Raw genomic sequence first — 24971 nt, 5'->3', positions numbered from 1 at the left:
GCGCTCCGTTTACTGATGCGTCACAACGATCAGACGCAGCGCATCCAGTCGCCAGCTCGCCTGATCCAGGCTCTCCAGCACCTGCTCACGGTTGCTCTCAATCGCAGCAAGCTCGTCGTCACGGATGTTTGGATTCACCGCGCGTAACGCTTCCAGACGCGACAGCTCGGCAGAGAGCTTTTCGTCTGCTTCGCTGCGAGCCGCATCAATCAGTGCGCGCGCGGCTTTCTCAATCTGCGCTTCACCCTGCTGCAGAATGGCATGCACATCCTGCTGGACCGCATTCACCAGTTTGCTGCCCGTGTGGCGGTTAACGGCACTCAACTGACGGTTAAAGCTCTCAAACTCGACCTGCGCGGCGAGATTAGTGCCGTTTTTGTCGAGCATCAAACGCACCGGGGTGGCGGGCAGGAAGCGGTTGAGCTGCAGCTGTTTCGGCGCTTGCGCCTCAACCACGTAGATCAGCTCAAGTAGCAGCGTCCCAACAGGCAGGGCTTTGTTTTTCAACAGGGAAATGGTGCTGCTGCCGGTATCGCCAGACAAAATCAAATCCAGACCGTTGCGGATAAGCGGATGTTCCCAGGTAATGAACTGCGCATCTTCGCGGGAAAGGGCCACGTCACGCTCAAAGGTGATGGTGCAGCCATCTTCCGGCAGGCCAGGGAAATCCGGGACCAGCATATGATCGGACGGCGTCAGCACAATCATGTTCTCGCCGCGATCGTCCTGGTTGATACCAACGATATCAAACAGGTTCATCGCGAAGCTGATCAGGCTGGTGTCGTCGTCCTGCTCTTCGATGCTCTCGGCAAGCTGCTGCGCTTTCTCGCCACCGTTGGAGTGGATCTCCAGCAGACGGTCACGCCCCTGCTCCAGCTGCAGTTTCAGCGCATCGTGCTTTTCGCGACAGGATTTGATCAGATCGTCAAAGCCCTCGGTCTCTTCCGGTGCCGCCAGATAACCGATCAGATCGCTGTGCACCTGATCGTAAATGGTGCGACCGGTCGGGCAGGTGTGTTCAAACGCGTCCAGACCTTCGTGGAACCAACGCACCAGCACCGACTGGGCGGTTTTTTCCAGGAACGGAACGTGGATCTGAATATCATGCGCCTGGCCGATACGGTCCAGACGGCCGATACGCTGCTCCAGCAGGTCCGGGTTAAACGGCAGATCGAACATCACCAGATGGCTGGCGAACTGGAAGTTACGGCCCTCGGAGCCGATTTCAGAGCAGAGCAGCACCTGCGCGCCGCTGTCCTCTTCACCAAACCAGGCCGCCGCGCGGTCGCGTTCGATGATCGACATCCCTTCGTGGAACACGGCAGCGCGGATACCTTCGCGCTCGCGCAGGACTTGCTCCAGCTGCAGCGCGGTGGCCGCTTTGGCGCAAATCACCAGCACTTTCTGCGAGCGGTGAGCGGTCAGATAGCCCATCAGCCATTCGACGCGTGGATCGAAGTTCCACCAGGTGCCGGTATCGCCTTCGAATTCCTGATAAATCTGTTCCGGATAGAGCATATCGCGCGCGCGCTCTTCAGCACTTTTGCGTGCCCCCATGATGCCGGAGACTTTAATCGCGGTTTGATACTGTGTCGGCAGCGGCAGCTTGATGGTGTGCAGCTCGCGTTTCGGGAAGCCTTTCACGCCGTTACGGGTGTTACGGAACAGCACGCGGCTGGTGCCGTGGCGGTCCATCAACATGGAGACCAGCTCCTGACGCGCGGTTTCCGCGTCGTCGCGATCGCTGTTGGCGGCGTGCAGCAGCGGCTCAATATCCTGCTCGCCAATCAGCTCGCTCAGGGTGTTGAGTTCATCGTTGGACAGGTGCTTACCAGCCAGCAGCAGGGCGACCGCATCGGCAACCGGGCGGTAGTTTTGCTGCTCTTCGACAAACACAGAGAAATCGTGGAAACGGTTAGGATCGAGCAGGCGCAGACGCGCAAAGTGGCTTTCCAGCCCCAGTTGCTCCGGCGTAGCGGTCAGCAGCAGGATACCTGGCACGCGTTCGGCCAGCTGTTCGATCGCCATATATTCACGGCTGGGCGCATCTTCGCTCCAGACCAGGTGGTGAGCTTCATCAACGACCATCAGATCCCACTCGGCATCGCACAGGTGCTCAAGGCGCTGCTTGCTGCGGCGCACGAAGTCCAGAGAGCAGATCACCAGCTGTTCCGTTTCGAACGGATTATCGGCGTCGTGCTGGGCTTCGGCGTAGCGCTCGTCGTCAAACAGGGAGAAGCGTAAGTTGAAGCGGCGCAACATCTCGACCAGCCACTGGTGTTGCAGGGTTTCAGGCACCACGATCAGCACGCGCTCGGCAGCGCCGGAGAGCAGCTGTTGATGCAGGATCATCCCTGCTTCGATGGTTTTACCGAGGCCGACTTCATCAGCCAGCAGCACGCGCGGCGCATGGCGACGGCCAACGTCGTGGGCGATGTTCAGCTGGTGCGGGATCAGGCTGGTACGCTGGCCACGCAGGCCGCTCCACGGCATGCGGTACTGTTCACTCTGGAATTTACGCGCGCGATAGCGCAGGGCAAAACGGTCCATGCGGTCGATCTGACCGGCAAACAGACGGTCCTGCGGCTTGCTGAAGACCAGTCGACTGTCGAGCAGCACTTCGCGCAGGATGACATTTGTTTCTTCCGTGTCGACTCGCGTACCGATGTAGGCGAGGATCCCGTTCTCTTCTTTTACGTCTTCAATCTTCAGCTGCCAGCCTTCATGGCTGGTAACGGTGTCACCCGGGTTAAACATGACGCGGGTAACAGGGGAGTCATTGCGTGCATACAGACGGTTTTCACCCGTGGCCGGGAAAAGGATAGTGACCATGCGCGCATCCAGCGCTACCACAGTTCCTAATCCAAGCTCGCTTTCTGTATCGCTGATCCAGCGTTGACCAAGTGTAAAAGGCATAGTTGTTTGGCTCTAATCTTTAATTGCAGGCAATAGTTCGACCACCGTCGCAAAGTGACGGCCATCGAAAAATGGGTCCGGGAATGGAAAGGGCGCTATGGTACTGGATGGCGGCGTTTTCGTCACGCGTCAAAATAGCCCCAGTTGCCCTGTCATGAGTGTAGCAAAATCATCGTCGACAAAAGGTAAAATTCCATCGGCGACAGGCATAAGCTGTCGCGTCAGATAGTGATCGTAGTCCAGCGGCGAGTGCTGATAATCCACCGGTTCCGGGCCGCTGGTGGTCCAGACGTATTTAATGGTGCCGCGATTTTGATACTGCGGCGCGCGGCCGCGACGTACGTTCTCTTCATCGGCCAGCCGCGCGGCGCGAACATGCGGCGGTACATTGCGCTGATACTCCGCCAGCGGGCGGCGCAGGCGCTTGCGGTAGACCAGCTGGCTGTCCAGCTCACCGGCCAGCAGGCTGTTGATAGTCTCGCGGACATAATCCTGATACGGCTCGTTGCGGAACACCCGCAGATAGAGCGTTTGCTGGAACTGTTGCGCCAGTGGCGTCCAGTCGGTTCGCACCGTTTCCAGCCCTTTAAACACCATGCGCTGGCTCTCGCCCTCCTGAATCAAACCGGCGTAACGCTTCTTGCTGCCCTGCTCGGTACCGCGAATTGTCGGCATCAAAAAGCGGCTGAAATGGGTTTCAAATTCCAGCTCTAACGCGCTGGTTAACCGCTCTTTTTGCAAATGATTGCGCCACCAGTCGTTGACGAACGCCACCAGATTTTGGCCGATTTGCGCGGCGTCTTCTTCGCTGTGAGCGCCTTTCAGCCAGACGAACGTTGAGTCCGTGTCGCCGTAAATCACGTCATAGCCCTGGGACTCCACCAGCGCTTTGGTCTGGCGCATGATTTCATGCCCGCGCATGGTGATCGACGAGGCAAGACGGGGATCGAAGAACCGGCAGGCGCTGGTGCCGAGCACGCCATAAAAGGCGTTCATGATGATCTTCAGCGCCTGAGAGAGCGGTTTATTGTGCTGACGCTTAGCTTCCTCGCGCCCGTGCCAGATTTGGCCGACGATTTCAGGCAGGCAGTGCTTTTCCCGCGAGAAACGCGCGCCGAGAAAACCTTCGGTGCTGTGCGCGTCATCCGGCTGGGCCATCCCCTCGACCAGGCCAACGGGATCGATCAGAAAGGTGCGAATGATCGACGGATAGAGGCTTTTATAATCCAGCACCAGGACCGAGTCATACAGCCCAGGCCTGGAGTCCATCACATAGCCGCCAGGGCTGGCCTGAGGCGGGACCTCGCCGAGATTTGGCGCGACATAGCCCGCGCGGTGCATGCGCGGAATATACAGATGTCCGAACGCAGCGACGGAGCCGCCGTGACGATCGATCGCCAGGCCGTTGACGGTCGCGCGCTCCAGCAGGAACGGCATGATCTCCGTTTTGTGGAAAATCCGCGTCACCAGCTCGCAGTCCTTCAGGTTGTAAGTGGCCAGCGCCGGTTTGTCTTCATTGAAGCGCCGGTCAATCTCATCCATTCGATCCCAGGGATTGTCGATGGATTTCCCTTCACCGAGCAGCTCCTGAGAGACGGCTTCCAGCGAAAACGAGGAGAAACTCCAGAAGGCGGATTTAAGCGCGTCGATACCGTCGATAATCACCCGCCCGTTAGCCTGCGCGAAGAACACGCCATTCTTAAAACCGTGCTCGCGCCACTCAAGCTCGCTGTTGCCGCGGCCCAGCATCAGCGGAATACGGTAACGCTCGGCATGCTTTTGCAGCACGCGCAGGTCAAACTGCACCACATTCCAGCCAATCAGGACATCAGGATCGTGGATAGCAAACCACTGGTTTAGCTTTTCAATCAGCTGTGGGCGGCTGGTGACATACTCCAGCTCAAAATCGAGGGCTGACGCATCACCGTTTGGCGGCCCGAGCATATAGACAATCCGCTGCCCGCAGCCTTCAAGGCCGATGCAATACAGCTCGCCGTGGCGCGTGGTTTCGATATCCAGCGATACCCATTTCAGGGGCGGGCGGTAGTGGGGATTGGGTTTGAGGCGGGCGTTGAGCAGTTTGTCGCCCTGCGGCGTGCCGTCGACCCAGACGGGAGCGGTAATAAAACGCTCCATCAGGAAGCGCTCCGGCGGGCGAATATCCGCTTCGTACAGCGTTACTCCGGCTTCTCGCAGCAGCTTTTCAAAGCGCATCAGCTGGCGATGGGCGCGGCAGTAAAGCCCGTAAACGGGCTGGCGGTGGAAATCGTTCAGCTCAAGCGGCGTGATGCGCCAGCCGTTTTCCCCGCGTAACACCTCGCGCGTTTTTTCGACGTGCTGTTCCGGGATAAACGCCACGGACTCCTGTGGCGGCAGCGTGACGTTCAGCGGACCCTCGTCCGTCGCCAGCCAGAATTCCACTTCAGTACCCTGCGGCGTATCCCGCCAGTGTCGGGTCAGTAAAAAGCCTTCTCGCGCCTGCGTCACAACGTCATCCCAAAAAACAAAAACCAGGCGTGATTATAGCCTGGTTACGGATTTTTCGCTGGGTTTATATACAGGTGTGATTTTGCCGGATGGCACTGAGCTTATCCGGCCAATAATGTCCCTGTTCCCGATTTACTGCCCGTAATACGCTTTCGCACCGTGCTTGCGCAGATAGTGTTTATCCAGCAGGGTTTGCTGCATATCCGGAAGCTGTGGCGCCAGCTGGCGGCAGAAGATCCCCATATAGGCGACCTCTTCCAGCACGATGGCGTTATGCACCGCATCTTCGGCGTTTTTGCCCCATGCAAACGGCCCGTGGGAGTGCACCAGCACGCCCGGCATTTGCGCTGCATCGATTCCCGCTTTTTCAAAGGTTTCGACGATCACGTTGCCCGTTTCCCACTCATACTCGCCGTTAATTTCCGCATCGGTCATTTTACGGGTGCATGGGATGGTGCCGTAAAAATAGTCGGCATGGGTCGTGCCCGTCGCCGGAATGGATTGTCCGGCCTGCGCCCAGATGGTGGCGTGGCGCGAGTGGGTATGCACGATACCGCCAATCGACGGGAATGACTGATAGAGCAGGCGATGGGTTGGCGTATCGGAAGAGGGCTTTTTCTTCCCTTCGACCACTTCTCCGGTCGCGATGCTCACCACCACCATATCCTCGGCGGTCATCACGCTGTAATCCACGCCGGACGGCTTAATCACAAACACCCCTTTCTCCCGATCGACAGCGCTGACGTTGCCCCAGGTGAGGGTGACGAGCTGGTGTTTCGGCAGGGCCAGGTTGGCTTCCAGCACCTGCTGCTTTAATGCTTCAAGCATTCTGTTCTCCTTGCCGGATGGCACTTCGCTTATCCGGCCTGGGTTTATAAGCCCGGCAGACGACGTGCCGCCGGGCACGTGCTCAACGTTTTGAACCGTAATAGACTTCGTTCCAGCGCAGCGCGTCTTTAAACGCTGGCAGACGGGTGTCGTTATCGATGACGGTCAGCTCGATGTCGTGCAGCTCCGCGAACTGGCGCATATCGTTCAGATCCAGCGAGTGGCTGAAGACCGTGTGGTGCGCGCCACCGGCCACGATCCAGGCTTCAGACGCGGTCGGCAGATCCGGCTGCGCTTTCCACAGGGCGTTCGCGACGGGCAGTTTCGGCAATGAATGCGGGGTCTCCACGGCATCCACGCAGTTCACCAGCAGGCGGAAACGATCGCCCAGATCGATCAGGCTGGCATTTATCGCCGGGCCGGTGCGGGTGTTGAAGATCAGACGGGCCGGATCGGCCTTGCCGCCAATGCCCAGGTACTGCACGTCGAGGATCGGTTTCTCTTCGACGGCGATGGATGGACACACTTCCAGCATGTGCGAGCCGAGCACCAGATCGTTGCCGTTCTCGAAGTGGTAGGTGTAATCCTCCATAAATGAGGAGCCGCCCTGTAGACCGGTCGACATCACCTTCATGATGCGAAGCAGGGCGGCGGTTTTCCAGTCGCCTTCGCCCGCAAAGCCATAGCCTTGCTGCATCAGACGTTGTACCGCCAGGCCTGGCAGTTGTTTCAGGCCGTGCAGGTCTTCAAATGTGGTGGTAAAGGCGTGGAAGCCGCCCTGTTCCAGGAAGCGTTTCATCCCCAGCTCAATGCGCGCCGCATCGATCACATTCTGACGTTTATCGCCGTTGATCTGCGCCGCAGCGGTCAGGCGGTAGCTGCTTTCGTATTCGTCCACCAGCGCGCTGATATCGCCGTCGCTGATTTCGTTCACCACCTGCACCAGATCGCCCACGGCCCAGGTGTTAACGGAGAAACCAAACTTAATCTGTGCAGCGACTTTATCGCCGTCCGTCACTGCCACTTCGCGCATGTTGTCGCCAAAACGCACCACTTTCAGATGACGGGTATCCTGCTTGGAGACGGCCTGGCGCATCCACGAGCCGATGCGCTGCTGCGCGTGTTGATCCTGCCAGTGGCCGGTCACTACCCCGTGCTGCTGACGCATACGCGCGCCGATAAAGCCAAACTCGCGGCCGCCGTGCGCGGTCTGGTTCAGGTTCATAAAGTCCATATCGATGCTGTCCCACGGCAGGGAAGCGTTGAACTGGGTATGGAACTGCAGCAGCGGTTTGTTGAGGATGGTCAGGCCGTTGATCCACATTTTGGCCGGAGAGAAGGTGTGCAGCCACACCACCATCCCGGCGCATTTGTCGTCGTAGTTCGCGTCGCGGCAGATGTGGGTGATTTCGTCTGGCGTGGTTCCGAGCGGTTTCAGCACCAGTTTGCACGGCAGTTTGGCCTCCGCATTGAGGGCGTTAACCACATGCTCCGCGTGTTTCGTCACCTGTTGCAGCGCTTCCGGGCCGTATAAATGCTGGCTGCCAATGACAAACCACACTTCATAATTATTAAAAATGCTCATTATCGTGTCCTTAATGTGTCAGGGTTGCCGGTTTTTCCGCGGTGTTTTTGGCCGGGGCGGCGACAGGGAGATAGTGTTGTTCGGCGCTTTTCGACCATTGCAGGTAGCGCTGATAAAGCTGCTCGAAGCGTTGGGCCTGCTGAGGGCGAGGCTGGAGCGTGCTCTCGACGGCGCTCGCCATGTGCTGTTGAGCGGTCGGAATATCTGCGTGAACACCCGCCGCGACTGCCGCGAAAATGGCGGCCCCAGGGCACAGCACTGATCGGAGGCGACGATCTGCAGCGGACGGTTCAGCACGTCGCAGCAGGCCTGCATGATCACCGGGTTTTTACGCGCGATGCCGCCGAGCGCCATCACCTCGTTCACGGCGATGCCCTGCTCGGTGAAACACTCCATGATGGCGCGCGCGCCAAAGGCGGTGGCCGCAATCAGGCCACCAAACAGCGCAGGGGCGTCGGTTGCCAGGTTGAGATCGGTAATCACGCCTTTAAGACGCTGGTTGGCAAACGGTGTGCGACGACCGTTGAACCAGTCGAGCACCACCGGGAGATGATCAAGGGACGGGTTTTTCGCCCAGGCTTCCGTCAGCTGCGGGAGAAGCTGTTTTTTGCTGGCCGCGATCTGCGCTTTCAGCTCCGGATGTGTTTCCGCCAGCTGATCCAGCGGCCAGCCGAGCACGCGGCCAAACCAGGCGTAGATATCGCCGAAGGCGGATTGTCCGGCCTCCAGCCCGATAAAATCAGGAACCACGCTACCGTCCACCTGGCCGCAAATACCTTTCACGGCGCGGTCGCCGACGCTGGCTTTATCAGCGGTGAGGATGTCGCAGGTGGAGGTACCAATCACTTTCACCAGCGTATTAGGCTGTGCGCCCGCGCCGACGGCACCCATATGGCAGTCGAACGCGCCGCCGGAAATCGCCACGTTTTGCGGCAAGCCCAGACGCTGTGCCCACTCTGCGCTCAGGGTGCCGACCGGAATGTCGGCGGTATAAGTGTCGTTAAACAGCGGATATTTCAGGCTTTGATTGAGAATCGGATCGAGTTCATCAAAGAACGCCGCAGGAGGCAGTCCGCCCCAGCTCTCATGCCACAGGGACTTATGCCCGGCGCTGCAGCGTCCACGGCGAATATCCTGCGGGCGGGTGGTGCCCGACAGCAGGGCCGGTACCCAGTCGCACAGCTCAATCCATGACACGGCGGCCTGCGCCACGTCACGGTCGGCACGGGTGACGTGCAAAATCTTGGCCCAGAACCATTCGCTGGAATAAATGCCGCCAATGTAGCGGGAGTAGTCCGCTTTTCCAGGCTGATGGCACAAACGGGTGATGGCTTCGGCTTCCTCAACCGCAGTATGGTCTTTCCACAGCACGAACATGGCGTTCGGGTTGTCGGCAAACTCAGGGCGCAGCGCCAGCACGCGGCCTTCGGCATCGACGGGGGCAGGCGTTGAGCCGGTGCTGTCCACGCCAATACCGACGATCTGTGCGCGCTGATCTTCGCTCAATTCGGCCAGAACGGTTTTGATCGCCGCTTCCATCGATTCGATGTAATCGCGCGGATGATGGCGGAACTGATTATTTGGCGCATCGCAGTAACGCCCCTCTTGCCAGCGCGGATACCACTCAACGCTGGTTGCTATCTCCTGGCCCGTACGACACTCCACCGCCAGAGCGCGTACTGAGTCACTGCCAAAATCGAGGCCAATCGCAATTGCCATTTATGTTGCTCCATCAAAAAACGGGTATGGATCAACATTAGAGATTGAGGGAGAAAATCGTCAGGCAGGATCCGCTAATCTTATGGATTAAATTGCTGTTGAGGTGGAAAGTGTGACGTTGTGCAAATATTCAATGTGGACATTTCTGCCGCAGTTATAGACACTTTTGTTACTGCTGATTTGCACGAGATCGTGGATGAATCTGGGGTAAAGGCCGAGACAAAGCGGAGTTAAAAGAGAGGGCAGGCGATGTGATTCTCTTAACGACCCGTTTTTATACCGCTTTTATAGATATGGACAATTTGTTTCCTTATTGACCGTCGGGAGTGACCTGTTTATGGCCGAAACACAAAACGATCCCCTGTTGCCGGGGTACTCCTTCAACGCCCATCTGGTGGCGGGGCTGACCCCTATCGAAGCCGAGGGTTACCTCGACTTTTTCGTCGATCGCCCGCTGGGCATGAAAGGCTATATCCTGAATATCACCGTGCGCGGTGAGGGGGTGATCAAAAATAACGATCGGCAGTTTGTCTGTCGCCCTGGCGATATTTTGCTGTTCCCGCCGGGAGAAATTCACCACTACGGCCGCCATCCCGACGCGAAAGAGTGGTATCACCAGTGGGTCTATTTCCGCCCGCGCGCTTACTGGCAGGAGTGGCTGGCCTGGCCGTCGATTTTTGCCCACACCGGTTTTTACCGGCCCGACGAAGCGCATCAGGCGCAGTTCCGCGAGCTTTTTGCTCAGATCATCGAAGCCCAGGCGGGCGGACGCTACGCCGAGCTGCTGGCGATTAATCTGCTCGAACAGCTGTTGCTGCGGCGCATGGAGGCGATTAACGCCTCCCTTAATCCGCCGCTGGACAATCGCGTGCGCGACGCCTGCCAGTACATCAGCGATCATCTGTCGGACAGCCAGTTTGATATCGCGGGGGTCGCGCAGCACGTCTGCCTGTCGCCGTCGCGCCTGTCACACCTCTTCCGTCAGCAGTTGGGGGTGAGCGTTCTGAGCTGGCGCGAGGATCAGCGCATCAGCCAGGCCAAACTGCTTCTCAGCACCACGCGTATGCCGATTGCCACCGTGGGGCGTAACGTCGGCTTTGAGGATCAGCTCTATTTTTCCCGCGTATTCAAGAAATGCACCGGCGCCAGCCCGAGCGAATTCCGCGCCGGATGTGAGTAAAACGTAAATAAAACGAAACAAACAGGTGAAGTCTGGCGGCACCCGGTAAACTATTCAGACAATTGTTGTCTTGACGAGGCAGGAAGCACTTCGCAGAATCCCTGCTCTGTTATCTGACCGGAATCGTTATGCAGGCATTGCTGGAACATTTTATTACGCAGTCCGTGGCCTACTCGCTGATCGCTGTCGCGCTGGTCGCCTTTCTGGAATCGCTGGCGCTGGTGGGGCTGATTTTACCTGGCACTGTCATGATGGCGGGCCTCGGTGCGCTGATTGGCAGCGGCGAGGTGAACTTCTGGCAGGCGTGGATGGCCGGTATCGTTGGCTGTCTGCTGGGCGACTGGATCTCTTTCTGGTTAGGTTGGCGCTTCAAAAAGCCGTTGCACCGCTGGTCGTTCATGAAAAAGAACAAAGCGCTGCTCGACAAAACCGAGCATGCCCTCCATCAGCACAGTATGTTTACCATTCTGGTCGGGCGTTTTGTCGGCCCGACGCGTCCGCTGGTGCCGATGGTTGCCGGGATGCTGGATCTGCCCGTTTCAAAATTTATACTGCCCAATATCATCGGCTGCGTCTTCTGGCCGCCGTTCTATTTCCTGCCGGGCATTCTGGCCGGTGCGGCGATTGATATCCCCGCCGATGCGCAAAGCGGCCATTTTAAATGGCTGCTGTTAGCCACCGCGCTGCTGCTGTGGGTCGCGGTGTGGCTGTGCTGGCGCCTGTGGCGCAGTGCGAAAGCCGGTACGGATCGCCTCACCCAGTATCTGCCGCGTGGCCGCCTGTTGTGGCTGGCACCTTTGACGCTCGGGGTGGCCGTGGTGGCGCTGGTGGCGCTGATTCGTCATCCGCTGATGCCGGTGTATGGCGAGATTTTGTTGAAGGTGGTGAGCCGATAGGCGATTTTCAGCCGCCACCAGGCCTGAGATTGCCCGGTGGCGCATTGTTTGCCGGGCTTACTGCGGCTGCATTATTCCCAACAACGCTGAGGCACTTGCCTTCCCGCTTATCAGCTCCTGCGTTTCCCCGTCCCAGGCAATTCTCCCGTCGGCAATCACGACGGAGCGCGCCGCGATTCTGGCGGCGTCTTCCACGCTGTGCGAAACCATCAGCATGGTGAGATTTTTTTGCTGACACACCTCTTTTACCAGCAACAGTATCTCCTGACGCAGGGCCGGGTCGAGGGCCGAGAACGGCTCGTCGAGGAGCAAAATCGGCTGTTCCCGCACCAGACAGCGAGCCAGCGCGACGCGCTGACGCTGCCCGCCAGAAAGCTCACCAGGTAAACGTTCAAGAAATTCATTCAGCCCCATCTGCTGGGCAATCGCTTCGAGTTTCTCACGCTGAAGCGCCGTCAGCTTGAGGCCGGGGTCCATTCCCAGGCCGATATTCTGTCGCACCGTCAGATGGGTAAACAGATTATTTTCCTGGAACAGCATCGACACCGGGCGCCGGGACGGCGGCGTATGGGTGTGCGTTTGTCCGTCGATCAACATCTCGCCGCGCGCCGGAGGCAGGAAACCGGCAATCAGATTGAGCAGCGTGCTTTTCCCGGCACCGCTTGGGCCGAGAATGGCAATCATCTCTCCGCGTTCGACACAGAGCGTAAAGCGCATTGGCAGGTGCTGATAAAGCCAGGTTACATCAGTCAGTTTTAGCATCGCGCCCCGGAAGTTTTTCGATAACGGTGAAGAGGGTAAAGCACAGCAGCAGCAGGAGCAGGGCCGTCACGGCACCATCCTGACTGCGATACGAGCCGATTTGCTGATACAGCCAGAACGGCAGCGTGCGGAAATCGTCATTACCAAACAGCGCCACTACGCCGAAATCGCCAATCGACAGCACGCTGGCAAAGGCCAGCGCCTGCGCCAGAGGGCGTTTCAGGGCGCGGAGTTCAACGACCCTCACTCGCTGCCAGCCGCGCATCCCCAGCGACTGACAGAGCAGAGTGTAGCGGGCGCTCAGGTCGCGCATCGGGTTTTCCAGCACTTTCAGGGCATAGGGAATCGCCATCAGCGCATTGGTAAAAATGACGATCCCGTCGGCGTGCTCGGGTAATCCGATGGTGCTGCTGAACAGCAAAAAGAACCCGGTCGCCAGCACGATGCCCGGCATCGCCAGAATCAACATCCCGCTCAGCTCCAGCGCTTGCCCGGCGATTCGGGAGTGGCGGGCGTAAAGTTCGCGGCTGCTCCAGAGCAGCATCATGGTCAGCAGGACGCACAGCAACCCGGCGCCGAGGGCGATCCGCAGCGACGTCCACAGCGCCTGCCACAGCACCGGCTGTTGCAGCACCGAAATCAGATTCAGATTGAGACCATCCACCACCACTGCCAGCAGCGGCGGGAGGAGTAACAGCAGTGCAAGTACGATAAGCAGGAGATCGCTCAGGCGGCTGCTCAGGCTGTCCTGCGGATCGCGCCAGCCGTTTACCTGATGGCTCCCCACTGCAATGGCTTTACTGAGTCGCTGGCTGAGCAGGACCAGCCCCAGGCAGCAGAACATCTGGAGCATCGCCAGCAGCGCCGCACGACCCGGATCGTAGTCGTAACTCAGGGCCTGATAGATCGCCAGCTCAATGGTGGTGGCCTGCGGGCCGCCGCCCAGCGACAGCACCGTGGCAAAACTGGCGAAGCAGAGCATAAAAATTAATGCTGCAACGGGCGGAATCTGCCGCCGCAGCCACGGCCACTCAACAAAGCGAAAGAAGGCAAATCCGCGCATTCCGAGCTGGGCGGCCAGTTGTCGCTGTTCACCCGGGATATTTTCCAGCGCCTGTAAGAACAGTCGCGTCGCCATGGGCATATTGAAAAAGACGTGGGCCAGCAGGATGCCCTGCAGGCCGTAAGGCGAAAATGTCCATTCGATGCCAAACGCATTCAACAGCGTGGCAATCCACCCCTGGCGCCCATACACGCTCAGAATACCGAAGACGGCGACCAAAACGGGCAGGATCAATGTCATCGCGCACAGGCGCAGCAGCGCTTGTCTTCCGGGGAAGCGGCGGCGATAAAGCGCCCGCGCCAAAAAGATCGCTGGGACGATCGAGAGCAGGGCTGAGAGAAACGCCTGCCAGAAGGAGAATCGCACCACGTGCCAGAGATAGCTATCGTGCCACAGCGCGGCGAGATCGCTTTGCGGTGCGTTCAGCCACAGGGCAAGAAAAGCCCCCAGGCTCACCACCACCATCAGCGTGGCGGCAGTCAGCCCAGGGAGCAGCCAGCCGGGAATTAGCGGCTGACGGCGCGTTGCCATTCACTGATCCAGGCGGCGCGTTGAGTGGAAACCTGCTGCGGGGTGAACTCCAGCGTGGTTTGCGGTTTGCTCAACTGATCGAAGCCCGCAGGCAGTTTGACGTCGGTCACCGGATACATCCAGTTGCCCGTCGGGACGGCGTTCTGGAACGCAGGCGAGACCATAAATTTCAGGAACTTCTCGGCCAGTTCCGGCTCTTTGCTGGCCGCGGTGCGGGCGGCGACTTCCACCTGCAGATAGTGGCCTTCGGCAAAGTTAGCGGCGGCGTAGTTGTCTTTTTTCTCTTCGATAATGTGGTAGGCCGGCGAAGTGGTGTAGCTCAGGACCAGATCGCTTTCGCCTTTCAGGAACAGGCCGTAGGCTTCACTCCAGCCTTTGGTGACGGTGACGGTTTTCGCCGCCAGTTTTTGCCAGGCTTCCGGCGCTTTGTCGCCGTACACTTTTTGCATCCACAGCAGCAGGCCAAGGCCCGGTGTGCTGGTGCGTGGGTCCTGATAAATCACGCGCCATTTCTGGTCACTCTCGACCAGCTCTTTCAGGCTTTTCGGTGGATTCTTCAGCGTGTTTTTATCGTAGACGAAGGCGAAGTAACCGTAATCGAAGGGGACAAAAGTGTCGTTTTTCCAGCCGCCCGGAACGTTCACCGCATCGGCGGCGATACCGCTTTTGGCAAAGAGTTTGGTTTGCGAGGCTGCTTCCAGCAGGTTGTTATCCAGGCCCAGCACCACGTCGGCCTTGCTGTTTTTACCCTCCATCCGCAGACGGTTGAGCAGCGAAACGCCATCTTCCAGCGCCACGAATTTCAGTTCGCAGTGACAGTCGGCTTCAAAGGCTTTTTTGACCACCGGGCCTGGGCCCCAGTCGGCGGCAAAGGAGTCGTAGGTGTAGACCGTTAAAACGGGCTTAGCAAACGCAGGCAGCGCGAAGAGCGCCAGCAGGGGGAGAACTTTTTTTAACACTTTGCACCTCAAAGTTGAGTGGCAAAGGATTTTGAGCGACAGCCTCAAATCCCTTCGCCGGCGTTATCCGGATCAGGTTCGACGGGTATTATCTCAGCGCACATCATCGATGCAGCACCCCGTTGAGAACGGCGGTATTGTAATGATTTGGTGAATATTACGAAAGTGTTATGGTTCCGGCGGCGCAAACCAGGCGGATTTAAAGTCAAACCAGCCGAGCGTATTCATGCGTAAGCCGCGCATACTGCGCTGTCCCTGGATCATCAGCCAGTGGTGGATCAGCGGTACCATCGCCTGCTGGGACAGCAACTGCTGGCACCAGACCGCCAGATTCATCTCTCCGGCGCGCCACTGAGCGGCATCCTGTTGCCAGTCGCGGGCAATGCAGTGCTGGATCAGCGGGATCTCATACAGGTGCGAGAAGAGCGAGAAATCGAGCGGTAGAGTGAAGTTCGCGCTGTTGAGCCAGATATCGCTCACCGCTTCGCCGCGATGCCATTCATCGTAATCCACCTCCTGAATCTCCAGCGTCACGCCTTCCGCGGCCAGCAGTTTGCTCATGATGCGCGCAATAAAGCGGTGCTCAACGTGTTCGCGATAATAGGTGAGGGTAATGGTTTCCAGCCCGGCGGGCTTTTCGCCGCGCCCAGGACGGGCGTGGTGCCAGCGAGGCAGCAGCCCGTAGGCCGGGAACCAGTAGGTCTGGTGCTGGTCTTCCGCCTGATAGATCAGATTGGCGGGGGCGAGGATCTGGCTGACCCACTGACGCACCTCGCTGCTGGCACCCCGGTGGGTGCGGGCGTCAAACAGCAGATAGTAGCAGCCCTCTTCGAGGCGACTTTCGACGGCTTTTTCGCCTTCGGTCGGGCCTTCCAGCGTCAGGCCGGGGCTGAACTCTTCGCTGATGTCCGGCAGCACCCAGACATTCACCTCGTCAATCAGCGCGCGGTAGCCAAAGTAGTCATCGAAGGCGCGGATTTTCAACTGGTTACTGTTATTGCGCATCACGGCGTAAGGGCCGGTGCCGACGGGCTGACTGGCGAAACTGGGCATGCTCTCCCATTCATGAGGCAAAATCATCGACGGGACATAACCCATCAACCACGGCAGCCACTGGTCAGGCTCGGAAAGCTCGATATCCAGCGTCCAGGCGGTGGGAGAGTGAATGTGTGCGATGTGGGAGTAGAGCGGCAGCCCGCGAGCGCGCTGCAGAGAAGCGATCACATCGTTCATCTCCAGCTCGCGGCCATGGTGAAAATGGATGCCGGGACGCAAAAAAAAGCGCCAGTGCAGCGGAGAAAGTTGCTGCCAGTGGTGCGCGATGTCAGCTTCCAGTTCCCCGTTTTCCTCATTTATGCGCGTCAGGCCGCTAAAGATTTGTCGCGCCATGTGCGTTTCGGAGCGGCGTAGCGCCGTGCCCGGCAGCAGGTTTTTCATCGGACGGTAGTAGAGCACGCGCAGGATATGCTTTCCCTGGCGGAAGCTGCGGCCCAGATGGGAGACCAGCATCTGGCGCACGGCGGCTTTATCGCCCACCAGCTGCACTAGCTGATCGATGCGGTCTTGCTCCAGCAGGTCTTCAGCGCGCTGCTGTTGTAAGGCCAAACCGGTATACAGGAAGGTTAAGCGCGAACGCTTTCCGCGCCCCGCCTCCGCCTCCCAGTTCAGCCAGCCCTGCTGCTGCATGGTGTTCAGTAGCGTGCGCATGTGGCGGCGCGAGCAGTTCAGCAGTTCCGCCAGCTCGTTCAGCGTGGTCTCTTTTGACTGGCCTTCGCAGCACTGCCAGAGGCGGATGAATTGTTGTTGCAGACGACCAGACGGCATAAAAGGGGAACTCCTGACAAAAAATCAGCAATTTATTAATCCTCATATTAAGCCAATAATCCTCCTTGTTGAAGTGAGGAGGTAAATATGAAGAGGTCTACCGCACGTCAGTTTTATCAGCACTACTTTTCAGCGACAAAGGGAGTGTCCTGGCTGGCCCGCCAGTGCGCAGAACAGCGCCTGAAAATGCTTGAAGATCTGATGCAGTGGGACGTTACGAAATCGACCTCTGACCGCTGACTCGCCTCGACCATGTGTGACTGAGTATTGGTGCTTATCACCCGCCAGCAAAATGTTTTTGCTGGCTTTTTTCGTTTACACTGCCTCTCCATTTCGCTCCTCTTTGACAAGGAACTGCGCATGCTCTGGTTGATGACGATGGGCCGCCGCCTGAACGGCGTGTATGCCGCTTTTATGCTGGTGGCCTTTATGATGGGCGTCGCGGGGGCGCTACAGGCGCCGACCCTGAGCCTGTTCCTGAGTCGTGAGGTGGGCGCACAGCCTTTCTGGGTGGGCCTGTTTTACACGGTCAACGCCATTGCCGGGATCCTGGTTAGCCTGTGGCTGGCAAAACGATCCGACAGCCAGGGCGATCGCCGCAAATTAATTCTGTTCTGTTGCGCGATGGCCATCGGCAACGCTCTGCTGTTTGCCTTCAACCGCCACTATCTGACGCTGCTCACCTGCGGGGTGCTGCTGGCCTCGCTTGCCAATACCGCCATGCCGCAGCTTTTTGCGCTCGCCCGTGAGTACGCGGACAGCTCGGCGCGGGAAGTGGTGATGTTCAGCTCGGTGATGCGTGCACAACTCTCCCTGGCGTGGGTGATCGGCCCGCCGCTGGCCTTTATGCTGGCGCTGAATTACGGCTTTACGGTGATGTTCTCCATTGCGGCCGGGATTTTTGCCATCAGCCTGGCGCTGATTGCCTTTGTGCTGCCGTCGGTCGCCCGGGTGGAGCAGGCGGCGGATACGCCCGTCACCCACGTGAGCGGCTGGCACAATAAAAACGTGCGTATGCTGTTTATAGCCTCGACGCTGATGTGGACCTGCAACACCATGTATATCATCGATATGCCCCTGTGGATCAGCAGCGATCTGGGGCTGCCGGATAAGCTCGCCGGGATCTTAATGGGCACCGCCGCCGGGCTGGAAATCCCGGCCATGATCCTCGCGGGCTTTTACGTGAAGCGCTTTGGCAAACGCCGGATGATGGTGGTTGCGGTGGCGGCTGGCGTCCTGTTTTACCTGGGATTGATCCTGTTTCACAGTCGCGAAGCGCTGCTGGCGTTGCAGCTGTTTAACGCGATTTTTATCGGCATTGTCGCCGGGATTGGGATGCTGTGGTTCCAGGACCTGATGCCCGGACGGGCGGGCTCAGCCACGACGTTATTCACCAACAGTATTTCGACCGGGGTGATTCTGGCGGGGGTGATTCAGGGAGCGCTGGCGCAAAGCTATGGTCACTTTGCCGTGTATTGGGTGATTGCGGGGATCTCGCTGGTGACGCTGGCGCTGACGCTTCGCGTCAAAGAGAGTTAAACAAAAAGGCCCGCTTGCGCGGGCCTTTTTCGTTAGCGCATAAACGCCGGTTGTTTGTTTTCGTAGGCCGCAATGGAGGCTTCGTGCTGCAGGGTCAAACCAATGCTGTCGAGGCCGTTGATCATGCAGTGACGGCGGAAGTCGTCGATTTTAAAGCTGTAAGTTTTGTCACCCGCTTTCACCACCTGCGCTTCCAGATCCACTTCAAACGAAATGCCCGGATTCGCCTTCACCAGCGCGAACAGTTCATCGACCTGTTCGTCGGTCAGCGTCACCGGCAGGAGTTGGTTGTTGAAGCTGTTGCCGTAAAAGATGTCAGCAAAGCTTGGGGCGATCACCACTTTAAAACCGTAGTCCGTCAGGGCCCACGGGGCGTGTTCGCGGGATGAGCCACAGCCAAAGTTTTCACGGGCTAACAGGATCGATGCGCCTTTAAATTCCGGGAAGTTCAGAACGAACTCGGGATTCGGCTGCTGGCCCTGATCGTCGAGAAAACGCCAGTCGTTGAACAGGTGCGCGCCAAAGCCAGTGCGGGTCACTTTCTGTAAGAACTGCTTGGGAATGATGGCGTCCGTATCAACGTTCGCCGCATCCAGCGGGACAACCAGACCCGTATGTTGGGTAAATTTCTCTGCCATGATTGTCTCCTTATTTCAAACCACGAATATCAGCAAAATGGCCGGTCACAGCGGCAGCCGCTGCCATTGCCGGGCTGACCAGATGGGTACGTCCACCGCGGCCCTGACGGCCTTCAAAGTTACGGTTGCTGGTGGAGGCGCAGCGCTCGCCTGGGTTCAGACGGTCGTTGTTCATGGCCAGACACATGGAGCAGCCCGGTAAACGCCACTCAAAACCGGCTTCGATAAAGATCTTATCCAGCCCTTCAGCTTCAGCCTGGGCTTTCACCGGGCCAGAGCCTGGCACGACCAGCGCCTGCACGCCGGGCGCGACTTTACGGCCTTTGGCAATTTCTGCTGCTGCACGCAAATCTTCGATGCGAGAGTTGGTGCAGGAGCCGATAAACACTTTGTCGATTGCCACGTCGGTCAGCGGAATGCCCGGTTTCAGGCCCATGTACGCCAGCGCTTTTTCGGCGCTTGCGCGTTCCACCGGATCGGCAAACGAGGCCGGATCGGGAATGTTGTCGTTAACGGAAATCACCTGGCCTGGGTTGGTACCCCAGGTAACCTGCGGTGCGATATCTTCTGCCTGCAGGGTGACAACGGTATCGAATGTCGCGCCGTCGTCGGTTTGCAGGGTTTTCCAGTATTCCACCGCCTCGTCAAAATCTTTGCCTTTCGGCGCGTGCAGACGGCCTTTCACATAGTTGAAAGTGGTCTCGTCCGGTGCGACCAGACCGGCTTTAGCACCCATCTCGATCGCCATGTTGCACAGGGTCATACGGCCTTCCATGCTCAATGCACGGATAGCATCGCCGCAAAACTCCACCACGTGACCGGTTCCGCCTGCGCTGCCGGTTTTACCGATAATCGCCAGCACGATGTCTTTCGCGGTGATACCTGCCGCCGCCTGACCGTTGACTTCGATTTTCATGGTTTTCGCGCGGCCCTGTTTCAGGGTTTGCGTCGCCAGAACGTGCTCGACTTCGGAGGTTCCGATACCAAACGCCAGCGCACCGAACGCGCCGTGCGTGGCGGTGTGGGAGTCGCCGCAGACGATGGTCATTCCCGGCAGGGTGATACCCTGCTCAGGACCCATTACGTGGACGATGCCCTGATACGGGTGGTTCAAATCGTACAGCTCAACACCGAAGGCGTTGCAGTTCTTAATCAGCTCCTGCATCTGGATACGCGCCATCTCGCCCGACGCGTTGATGTCTTTGGTCTGAGTCGACACGTTGTGATCCATCGTGGCGAAGGTTTTACCCGGCTGGCGAACGGGACGATTGTGCGCGCGCAGACCGTCAAAGGCCTGCGGTGACGTCACTTCGTGCACCAGATGACGGTCAATGTACAGCAGCGGGGTTTCGTTTGGTGCCGAGTAAACTACGTGCGCATCAAACAATTTTTCGTATAACGTCTTCGCCATGATTACACCCCTTCAGCGACATAGCGGGCAATGATATCGCCCATTTCATCGGTACTGACGGCCGCCGCGCCGCGCGCTAAATCGCCCGTGCGGATACCTTCTTCTAATGCGCGGTTGATGGCGCTTTCGATTGCATCGGCCGCGTCGTTCGCGTCCAGGCTGTAACGCAGCAGCAGGGCCAGGGAGAGGATCTGTGCAATCGGGTTAGCGATATTTTTACCGGCGATATCCGGCGCGGAACCGCCCGCAGGCTCGTACAGGCCAAAGCCCTCTTCGTTCAGGCTGGCAGAGGGCAGCATGCCCATGGAGCCGGTGATCATCGCGCATTCATCGGACAAAATATCGCCGAACAGGTTGGAACACAGCAGCACGTCGAACTGCGACGGGTCTTTGATCAGCTGCATGGTGGCGTTGTCGATGTACATGTGCGCCAGCTCCACATCCGGGTACTCTTTGGCGATTTCATTGACGATTTCGCGCCACAGAATCGAGGATTGCAGGACATTGGCTTTATCAATAGAGGTCACTTTGTGACGACGTTTGCGCGCAGATTCAAACGCGATGCGGGCAATACGTTCGATTTCAAAACGGTGATAAACCTCGGTATCGAATGCTTTCTCGTGTTGACCGCTGCCTTCGCGGCCCTTCGGCTGGCCGAAGTAGATCCCACCGGTTAATTCGCGCACGCACAGAATGTCGAAGCCGTTGGCGGCAATGTCGGCACGCAGCGGGCAAAACTCTTCCAGCCCCTGATACAGCTTCGCCGGACGCAGGTTGCTGAACAGTTTGAAATGCTTACGCAGCGGCAGCAGCGCACCGCGCTCAGGTTGCTCTGCGGGTGGCAGATGTTCCCATTTCGGGCCACCGACGGAGCCAAACAGGACCGCATCGGCGTTTTCGCAGCCTTCAACGGTGGCTTTCGGCAGCGGGGTGCCGTGGTTATCAATCGCAATACCGCCCACATCGTAGTGGCTGGTGGTGATTTTCATCGCGAAACGGGCGCGGATTGCTTCCAGGACTTTCAGGGCTTGTGTCATCACTTCCGGGCCAATGCCATCGCCCGGCAACACAGCAATATGGTAATTCTTCGACATTACACGGTTTCCTTATTGTTCTCTTTATTCTGAGCTTTGCGTTGTAACTCTTTCTCGACTTCTGCGGCGCGCCAGATGTTGTTCAGGACGTGCACCATGGCTTTGGCTGAGGATTCGACGATATCTGTCGCCAGGCCAACGCCGTGGAAACGACGGCCGTTATAAGTGACAACAATATCGACCTGACCCAGCGCATCTTTGCCGTGACCTTTGGCGCTCAAATCGTATTTGACCAGCTCGATGTTGTAGTCGGTGATGCGGTTGATCGCCTGATAAATCGCATCTACCGGGCCGTTACCGTTGGCGGCTTCGGCTTTAACCTCATCGCCGCAGGCCAGTTTGACCGAGGCGGTCGCGATATCGCTGGAGCCGGACTGCACGCTGAAGTAATCCAGACGGAAGTGCTCTGGCTCTTCCTGCTGTTTATTGATGAAGGCTAACGCTTCCAGGTCGTAGTCGAAGACCTGACCTTTTTTATCGGCCAGTTTCAGGAACGCGTCGTACAGGTGATCCATGTTGTAGTCGCTTTCCTTGTAACCCATCTCTTCCATACGGTGTTTCACCGCCGCACGGCCAGAGCGGGAGGTCAGATTCAACTGCACCTGATTCAGACCGATGGATTCCGGAGTCATGATTTCGTAGTTTTCACGGTTCTTCAGCACGCCGTCCTGATGAATACCGGAGGAGTGGGCGAAGGCGCCAGTGCCGACAATCGCTTTGTTCGCCGGGATAGGCATGTTGCAAATCTGGCTGACGGTCTGGCTGGTGCGCCAGATTTCGTTGTGATTAATGCGGGTCTGCACATTCATGATGTCTTTCCGCACTTTGATCGCCATGATCACCTCTTCCAGTGAACAGTTACCGGCACGTTCACCGATGCCGTTCATGGCGCCTTCCACCTGGCGAGCCCCGGCGTGGACTGCGGCAATGGCGTTGCCCACGGCCAGGCCCAAATCGTCGTGGGTATGGACAGAAATAATGGCTTTATCAATGTTCGGCACATGTTCATACAGCCCGGTGATGATGTTGGAGAACTCGAACGGCATGGTGTAACCGACGGTGTCCGGGATGTTGATAGTAGTGGCACCCGCGTTAATCGCGGCTTCTACTACGCGGGCCAGATCGGCAATCGGCGTGCGGCCAGCATCTTCACAGGAGAATTCGACGTCGTCGGTGTAGTTACGGGCGCGTTTCACCATGTACACCGCACGTTCGATCACTTCATCCAGGGTGCTACGCAGTTTGGTTGCGATGTGCATCGGGGAGGTGGCAATAAAGGTGTGAATTCGGAAGGCTTCAGCCACTTTCAAGGATTCGGCGGCCACGTCGATATCTTTCTCGACACAGCGGGCCAGACCACACACGCGGCTGTTTTTGATGGTGCGCGCAATGGTCTGGACGGATTCAAAGTCACCCGGTGAAGAGACCGGGAAGCCCACTTCCATTACGTCGACACCCATACGTTCCAGGGCCAGCGCAATCTGCAGTTTCTCTTTCACACTCAGGCTTGCCTGTAACGCCTGTTCACCGTCACGTAAAGTTGTATCGAAAATAACGACTTGCTGGCTCATGGGTTTGGTCCTTGTCTGTCCTGGGGCGCCTTGCTACGAGCATAAAAAAACCCGCGCAATGGCGCGGGTTTTTTGTTTACCGGAGACGATTCAACGTTGAATTTCGCCCGCCAGCCTACCGCGCACAGTGGATGCGTTTAGTAGTAGTAGGCTGAGGAAACGAACGGTACGAATCATGAATCAGGCTCCAGATGAATGCGTTATGCTTTTAGTGGTACTGGATATGCGGAATCAAGTCAACCCCTGAGGCAAAAAACGCCCGCGATCCATGATAACTGTGGTCATGGTTCTTTAGCGTATTGTGCTAGGTTTTCCCTACGGCGTTATTTAAATTGTCTAATTTTGGACTTTAAAACCGTTTCCGGAATAAATTTAATATAATTGGTTTCAATTAATTATTTTCTGGAATTTAAAGGGCGTGGTTATTAAATCCATTGAAATCATTAGGTTGGATTCTGTCTGGTTGCGGTAATGGTGAATGAAGATCAAGCAATGATAATGACATGTTAACGGACAACCGTTGATAGGATGGATTAGTTTAAGAAAACTTAAATAATTGTTTACCTGTAGGCTTGTTGTTTATTCATTGGATTTATGGTTTCATTCCATTCCTAATGTTTTAGTTATTACTTTTAAATTTTTAACGCTTGAGCTTGTGTATACCTGCACCTGTTATTTGGCGTGAGTGTTTATATATTCCGAATTTTAAACTTTTCTCTTTGTCTGGTTTTATCTGCATGATAAATAATATTTTTAAAAGTTATTATTGCGCCAAGTCAAAGGGAGTTTAGCGTGACAGTGGAGTTAGATATGTTAGAAAAAACAAATGAACGGCCTCACGCCATTGAAGCAAACAGGCCTCAGCTACGTACGGTGGATCTTAACTTATTAACCGTTTTTGATGCTGTTATGCAGGAACAAAATATTACCAGAGCCGCACAGGCGTTGGGAATGTCCCAGCCTGCAGTGAGTAATGCCGTCGCCAGGCTGAAGCTAATGTTTAACGACGAGCTATTCGTGCGATATGGCCGCGGCATCCAGCCTACGGCAAGGGCTTATCAGCTTTTTGCGTCTGTTCGCCAGGCGTTACAACTGGTGCAGAATGAGCTGCCGGGGTCCGGTTTCGAACCTTTAAGCAGCGAGCGCGTTTTTCATCTCTGCGTGTGCAGTCCGCTGGATAATTATCTGACCTCCGTTATCTATAATAAAGTGGAAGAAATAGCTCCAAATATTCATCTCATTTTTAAGTCCTCCTTAAACCACAATACTGAACATCAGTTACGGTATCAGGAAACGGAATTTGTTCTGGGTTACGAAGAGTTTCGCCGTCCGGAGTTTTCTTGTGTGCCGCTGTTTAACGATGAAATGGTGTTAGTCGCCAGTAAATCTCACCCGCGCATCAACGGGCCATTACTGGAAAATGATGTTTATAATGAGCAGCACGCGGTTGTGGCACTCGACAGATATGCGTCATTTAGCCAGCCGTGGTATGACACACCGGATAAACAAGCCTGCGTGGCGTATCAGGGGATGGCCATGGTGAGCGTATTAAATATTGTTTCGCAGACTCAACTTGTTGCTATTGCTCCGCGCTGGCTGGCGGAAGAATTCTCTGCCCAGCTTAATTTGCAAATATTATCGCTGCCGCTGAAGCTCAATAGCCGAACGTGTTATCTTTCGTGGCACGAAGCGGCCGGGCGAGATAAAGGCCATCAGTGGATGGAAGAGCTGTTAGTCAGTGTTTGTCGGCGCTAATCCACATCAGGATAAATCGGTGCAATGCATCCGGTTTATCCTGTTATTTTTTTAATGGGTAGTATTTTATTCTGAATTGAATTTTTCCTTTCGCTTTTTTCCATGCAAAAATAGATGAATTACTGATTCCCCGCCTATTTAAGCGATGAACCATCATCACAAAAGTGTATTCCAGTGGAATTCACCATATCTTGTCATAATGCCTGTGTATTC

The 24971-nt window shown here is 56.9% G+C and carries 18 protein-coding genes, 1 pseudogene and 1 riboswitch; of the genes and pseudogenes, 5 read left to right on the top strand and 14 right to left on the bottom strand.

Features of this window, described 5'->3' with window-relative positions; genetic code table 11:
- Positions 1-9 precede the first annotated feature (9 nt).
- The 5 genes and pseudogenes from rapA to araB form a co-directional block, all read right to left on the bottom strand.
- Positions 10-2916, bottom strand: a complete 2907-nt coding sequence (gene rapA / locus DAI21_RS00905; protein ID WP_107702271.1) for an RNA polymerase-associated protein RapA — start codon at positions 2914-2916, stop codon at positions 10-12.
- 129 nt (positions 2917-3045) lie between these two features.
- Entirely contained in the window at positions 3046-5403 is a 2358-nt protein-coding gene (gene polB, locus DAI21_RS00900; protein ID WP_107702270.1) for a DNA polymerase II, read from the bottom strand.
- Positions 5404-5535: 132 nt separating this feature from the next.
- The gene (gene araD, locus DAI21_RS00895; protein ID WP_107702269.1) at positions 5536-6231 is read right to left on the bottom strand and encodes an L-ribulose-5-phosphate 4-epimerase; all 696 of its coding nucleotides are present in this window, start codon (positions 6229-6231) and stop codon (positions 5536-5538) included.
- Between the two features lie 82 nt (positions 6232-6313).
- Positions 6314-7816, bottom strand: a complete 1503-nt coding sequence (araA, locus tag DAI21_RS00890) for an L-arabinose isomerase (protein ID WP_107702268.1) — start codon at positions 7814-7816, stop codon at positions 6314-6316.
- Positions 7817-7826: 10 nt separating this feature from the next.
- A pseudogene (gene araB, locus DAI21_RS00885) lies at positions 7827-9535 on the bottom strand (ribulokinase).
- 337 nt (positions 9536-9872) lie between these two features.
- Between araB and araC the strand changes: the two are divergent.
- Together araC and DAI21_RS00875 are read left to right on the top strand one after the other, a co-directional pair.
- Positions 9873-10715, top strand: a complete 843-nt coding sequence (araC, locus tag DAI21_RS00880) for an arabinose operon transcriptional regulator AraC (protein WP_100777662.1) — start codon at positions 9873-9875, stop codon at positions 10713-10715.
- 128 nt (positions 10716-10843) lie between these two features.
- On the top strand, positions 10844-11611 hold the full coding sequence (locus DAI21_RS00875; protein ID WP_102104584.1) for a DedA family protein: 768 nt from the start codon (positions 10844-10846) through the stop codon (positions 11609-11611).
- A gap of 57 nt (positions 11612-11668) precedes the next feature.
- Here DAI21_RS00875 and thiQ read toward each other — a convergent pair whose 3' ends face one another.
- The 4 genes from thiQ to sgrR all read right to left on the bottom strand — a co-directional run bounded on the left by thiQ (position 11669) and on the right by sgrR (position 16750).
- Complete coding sequence (thiQ, locus tag DAI21_RS00870; protein ID WP_107702267.1) at positions 11669-12373, bottom strand: thiamine ABC transporter ATP-binding protein ThiQ; 705 nt, start codon at positions 12371-12373, stop codon at positions 11669-11671.
- Positions 12357-13967, bottom strand: coding sequence for a thiamine/thiamine pyrophosphate ABC transporter permease ThiP (thiP, locus tag DAI21_RS00865; RefSeq protein ID WP_107702266.1), 1611 nt, complete (start codon positions 13965-13967; stop codon positions 12357-12359). The genes thiQ and thiP overlap by 17 nt, the downstream gene beginning before the upstream one ends.
- Positions 13943-14926, bottom strand: a complete 984-nt coding sequence (gene thiB, locus DAI21_RS00860) for a thiamine ABC transporter substrate binding subunit (RefSeq protein ID WP_107702265.1) — start codon at positions 14924-14926, stop codon at positions 13943-13945. Before thiB ends, thiP begins: the two co-directional genes overlap by 25 nt.
- Before the next feature lie 31 nt (positions 14927-14957).
- Positions 14958-15058: riboswitch (TPP riboswitch) on the bottom strand.
- A gap of 36 nt (positions 15059-15094) precedes the next feature.
- On the bottom strand, positions 15095-16750 hold the full coding sequence (gene sgrR / locus DAI21_RS00855) for an HTH-type transcriptional regulator SgrR (RefSeq protein WP_102104588.1): 1656 nt from the start codon (positions 16748-16750) through the stop codon (positions 15095-15097).
- A gap of 87 nt (positions 16751-16837) precedes the next feature.
- Here sgrR and sgrT point away from each other — a divergent pair, with 87 nt between their 5' ends.
- Positions 16838-16990: a glucose uptake inhibitor SgrT gene (gene sgrT, locus DAI21_RS00850; protein ID WP_100777656.1), complete on the top strand. Its 153-nt coding sequence runs from the start codon at positions 16838-16840 to the stop codon at positions 16988-16990.
- A 120-nt stretch (positions 16991-17110) separates the two neighbouring features.
- Positions 17111-18289, top strand: a complete 1179-nt coding sequence (locus DAI21_RS00845; protein WP_107702264.1) for a sugar efflux transporter — start codon at positions 17111-17113, stop codon at positions 18287-18289.
- 32 nt (positions 18290-18321) lie between these two features.
- Here the strand turns inward: DAI21_RS00845 and leuD are convergent, their stop codons facing one another.
- From leuD to leuL, 5 genes are all read right to left on the bottom strand, one after another.
- Positions 18322-18927, bottom strand: coding sequence for a 3-isopropylmalate dehydratase small subunit (gene leuD, locus DAI21_RS00840; RefSeq protein WP_102104590.1), 606 nt, complete (start codon positions 18925-18927; stop codon positions 18322-18324).
- 10 nt (positions 18928-18937) lie between these two features.
- The gene (leuC, locus tag DAI21_RS00835; RefSeq protein WP_107702263.1) at positions 18938-20338 is read right to left on the bottom strand and encodes a 3-isopropylmalate dehydratase large subunit; all 1401 of its coding nucleotides are present in this window, start codon (positions 20336-20338) and stop codon (positions 18938-18940) included.
- A 2-nt stretch (positions 20339-20340) separates the two neighbouring features.
- Positions 20341-21432, bottom strand: a complete 1092-nt coding sequence (gene leuB / locus DAI21_RS00830; protein WP_100777637.1) for a 3-isopropylmalate dehydrogenase — start codon at positions 21430-21432, stop codon at positions 20341-20343.
- Positions 21432-23003 carry a 2-isopropylmalate synthase gene (gene leuA / locus DAI21_RS00825; RefSeq protein ID WP_100777636.1) on the bottom strand — a complete coding sequence of 524 codons (1572 nt, stop codon included), beginning with the start codon at positions 23001-23003 and terminating at the stop codon, positions 21432-21434. The genes leuB and leuA overlap by 1 nt, the downstream gene beginning before the upstream one ends.
- A 90-nt stretch (positions 23004-23093) precedes the next feature.
- Positions 23094-23180 (bottom strand): leu operon leader peptide, encoded by an 87-nt coding sequence (gene leuL / locus DAI21_RS23445; RefSeq protein WP_100777635.1) that lies wholly within the window; start codon positions 23178-23180, stop codon positions 23094-23096.
- A gap of 633 nt (positions 23181-23813) precedes the next feature.
- On the opposite strand from leuL, the gene leuO reads away from it, so the two are divergent.
- Positions 23814-24758, top strand: coding sequence for a transcriptional regulator LeuO (gene leuO / locus DAI21_RS00815; RefSeq protein ID WP_100777634.1), 945 nt, complete (start codon positions 23814-23816; stop codon positions 24756-24758).
- Positions 24759-24971 lie beyond the last annotated feature (213 nt).

It is taken from the genome of Lelliottia sp. WB101, assembly GCF_003051885.1.
Lineage (GTDB): Bacteria > Pseudomonadota > Gammaproteobacteria > Enterobacterales > Enterobacteriaceae > Enterobacter > Enterobacter nimipressuralis.
This window is presented reverse-complemented; position numbering and strand designations above follow the sequence as displayed.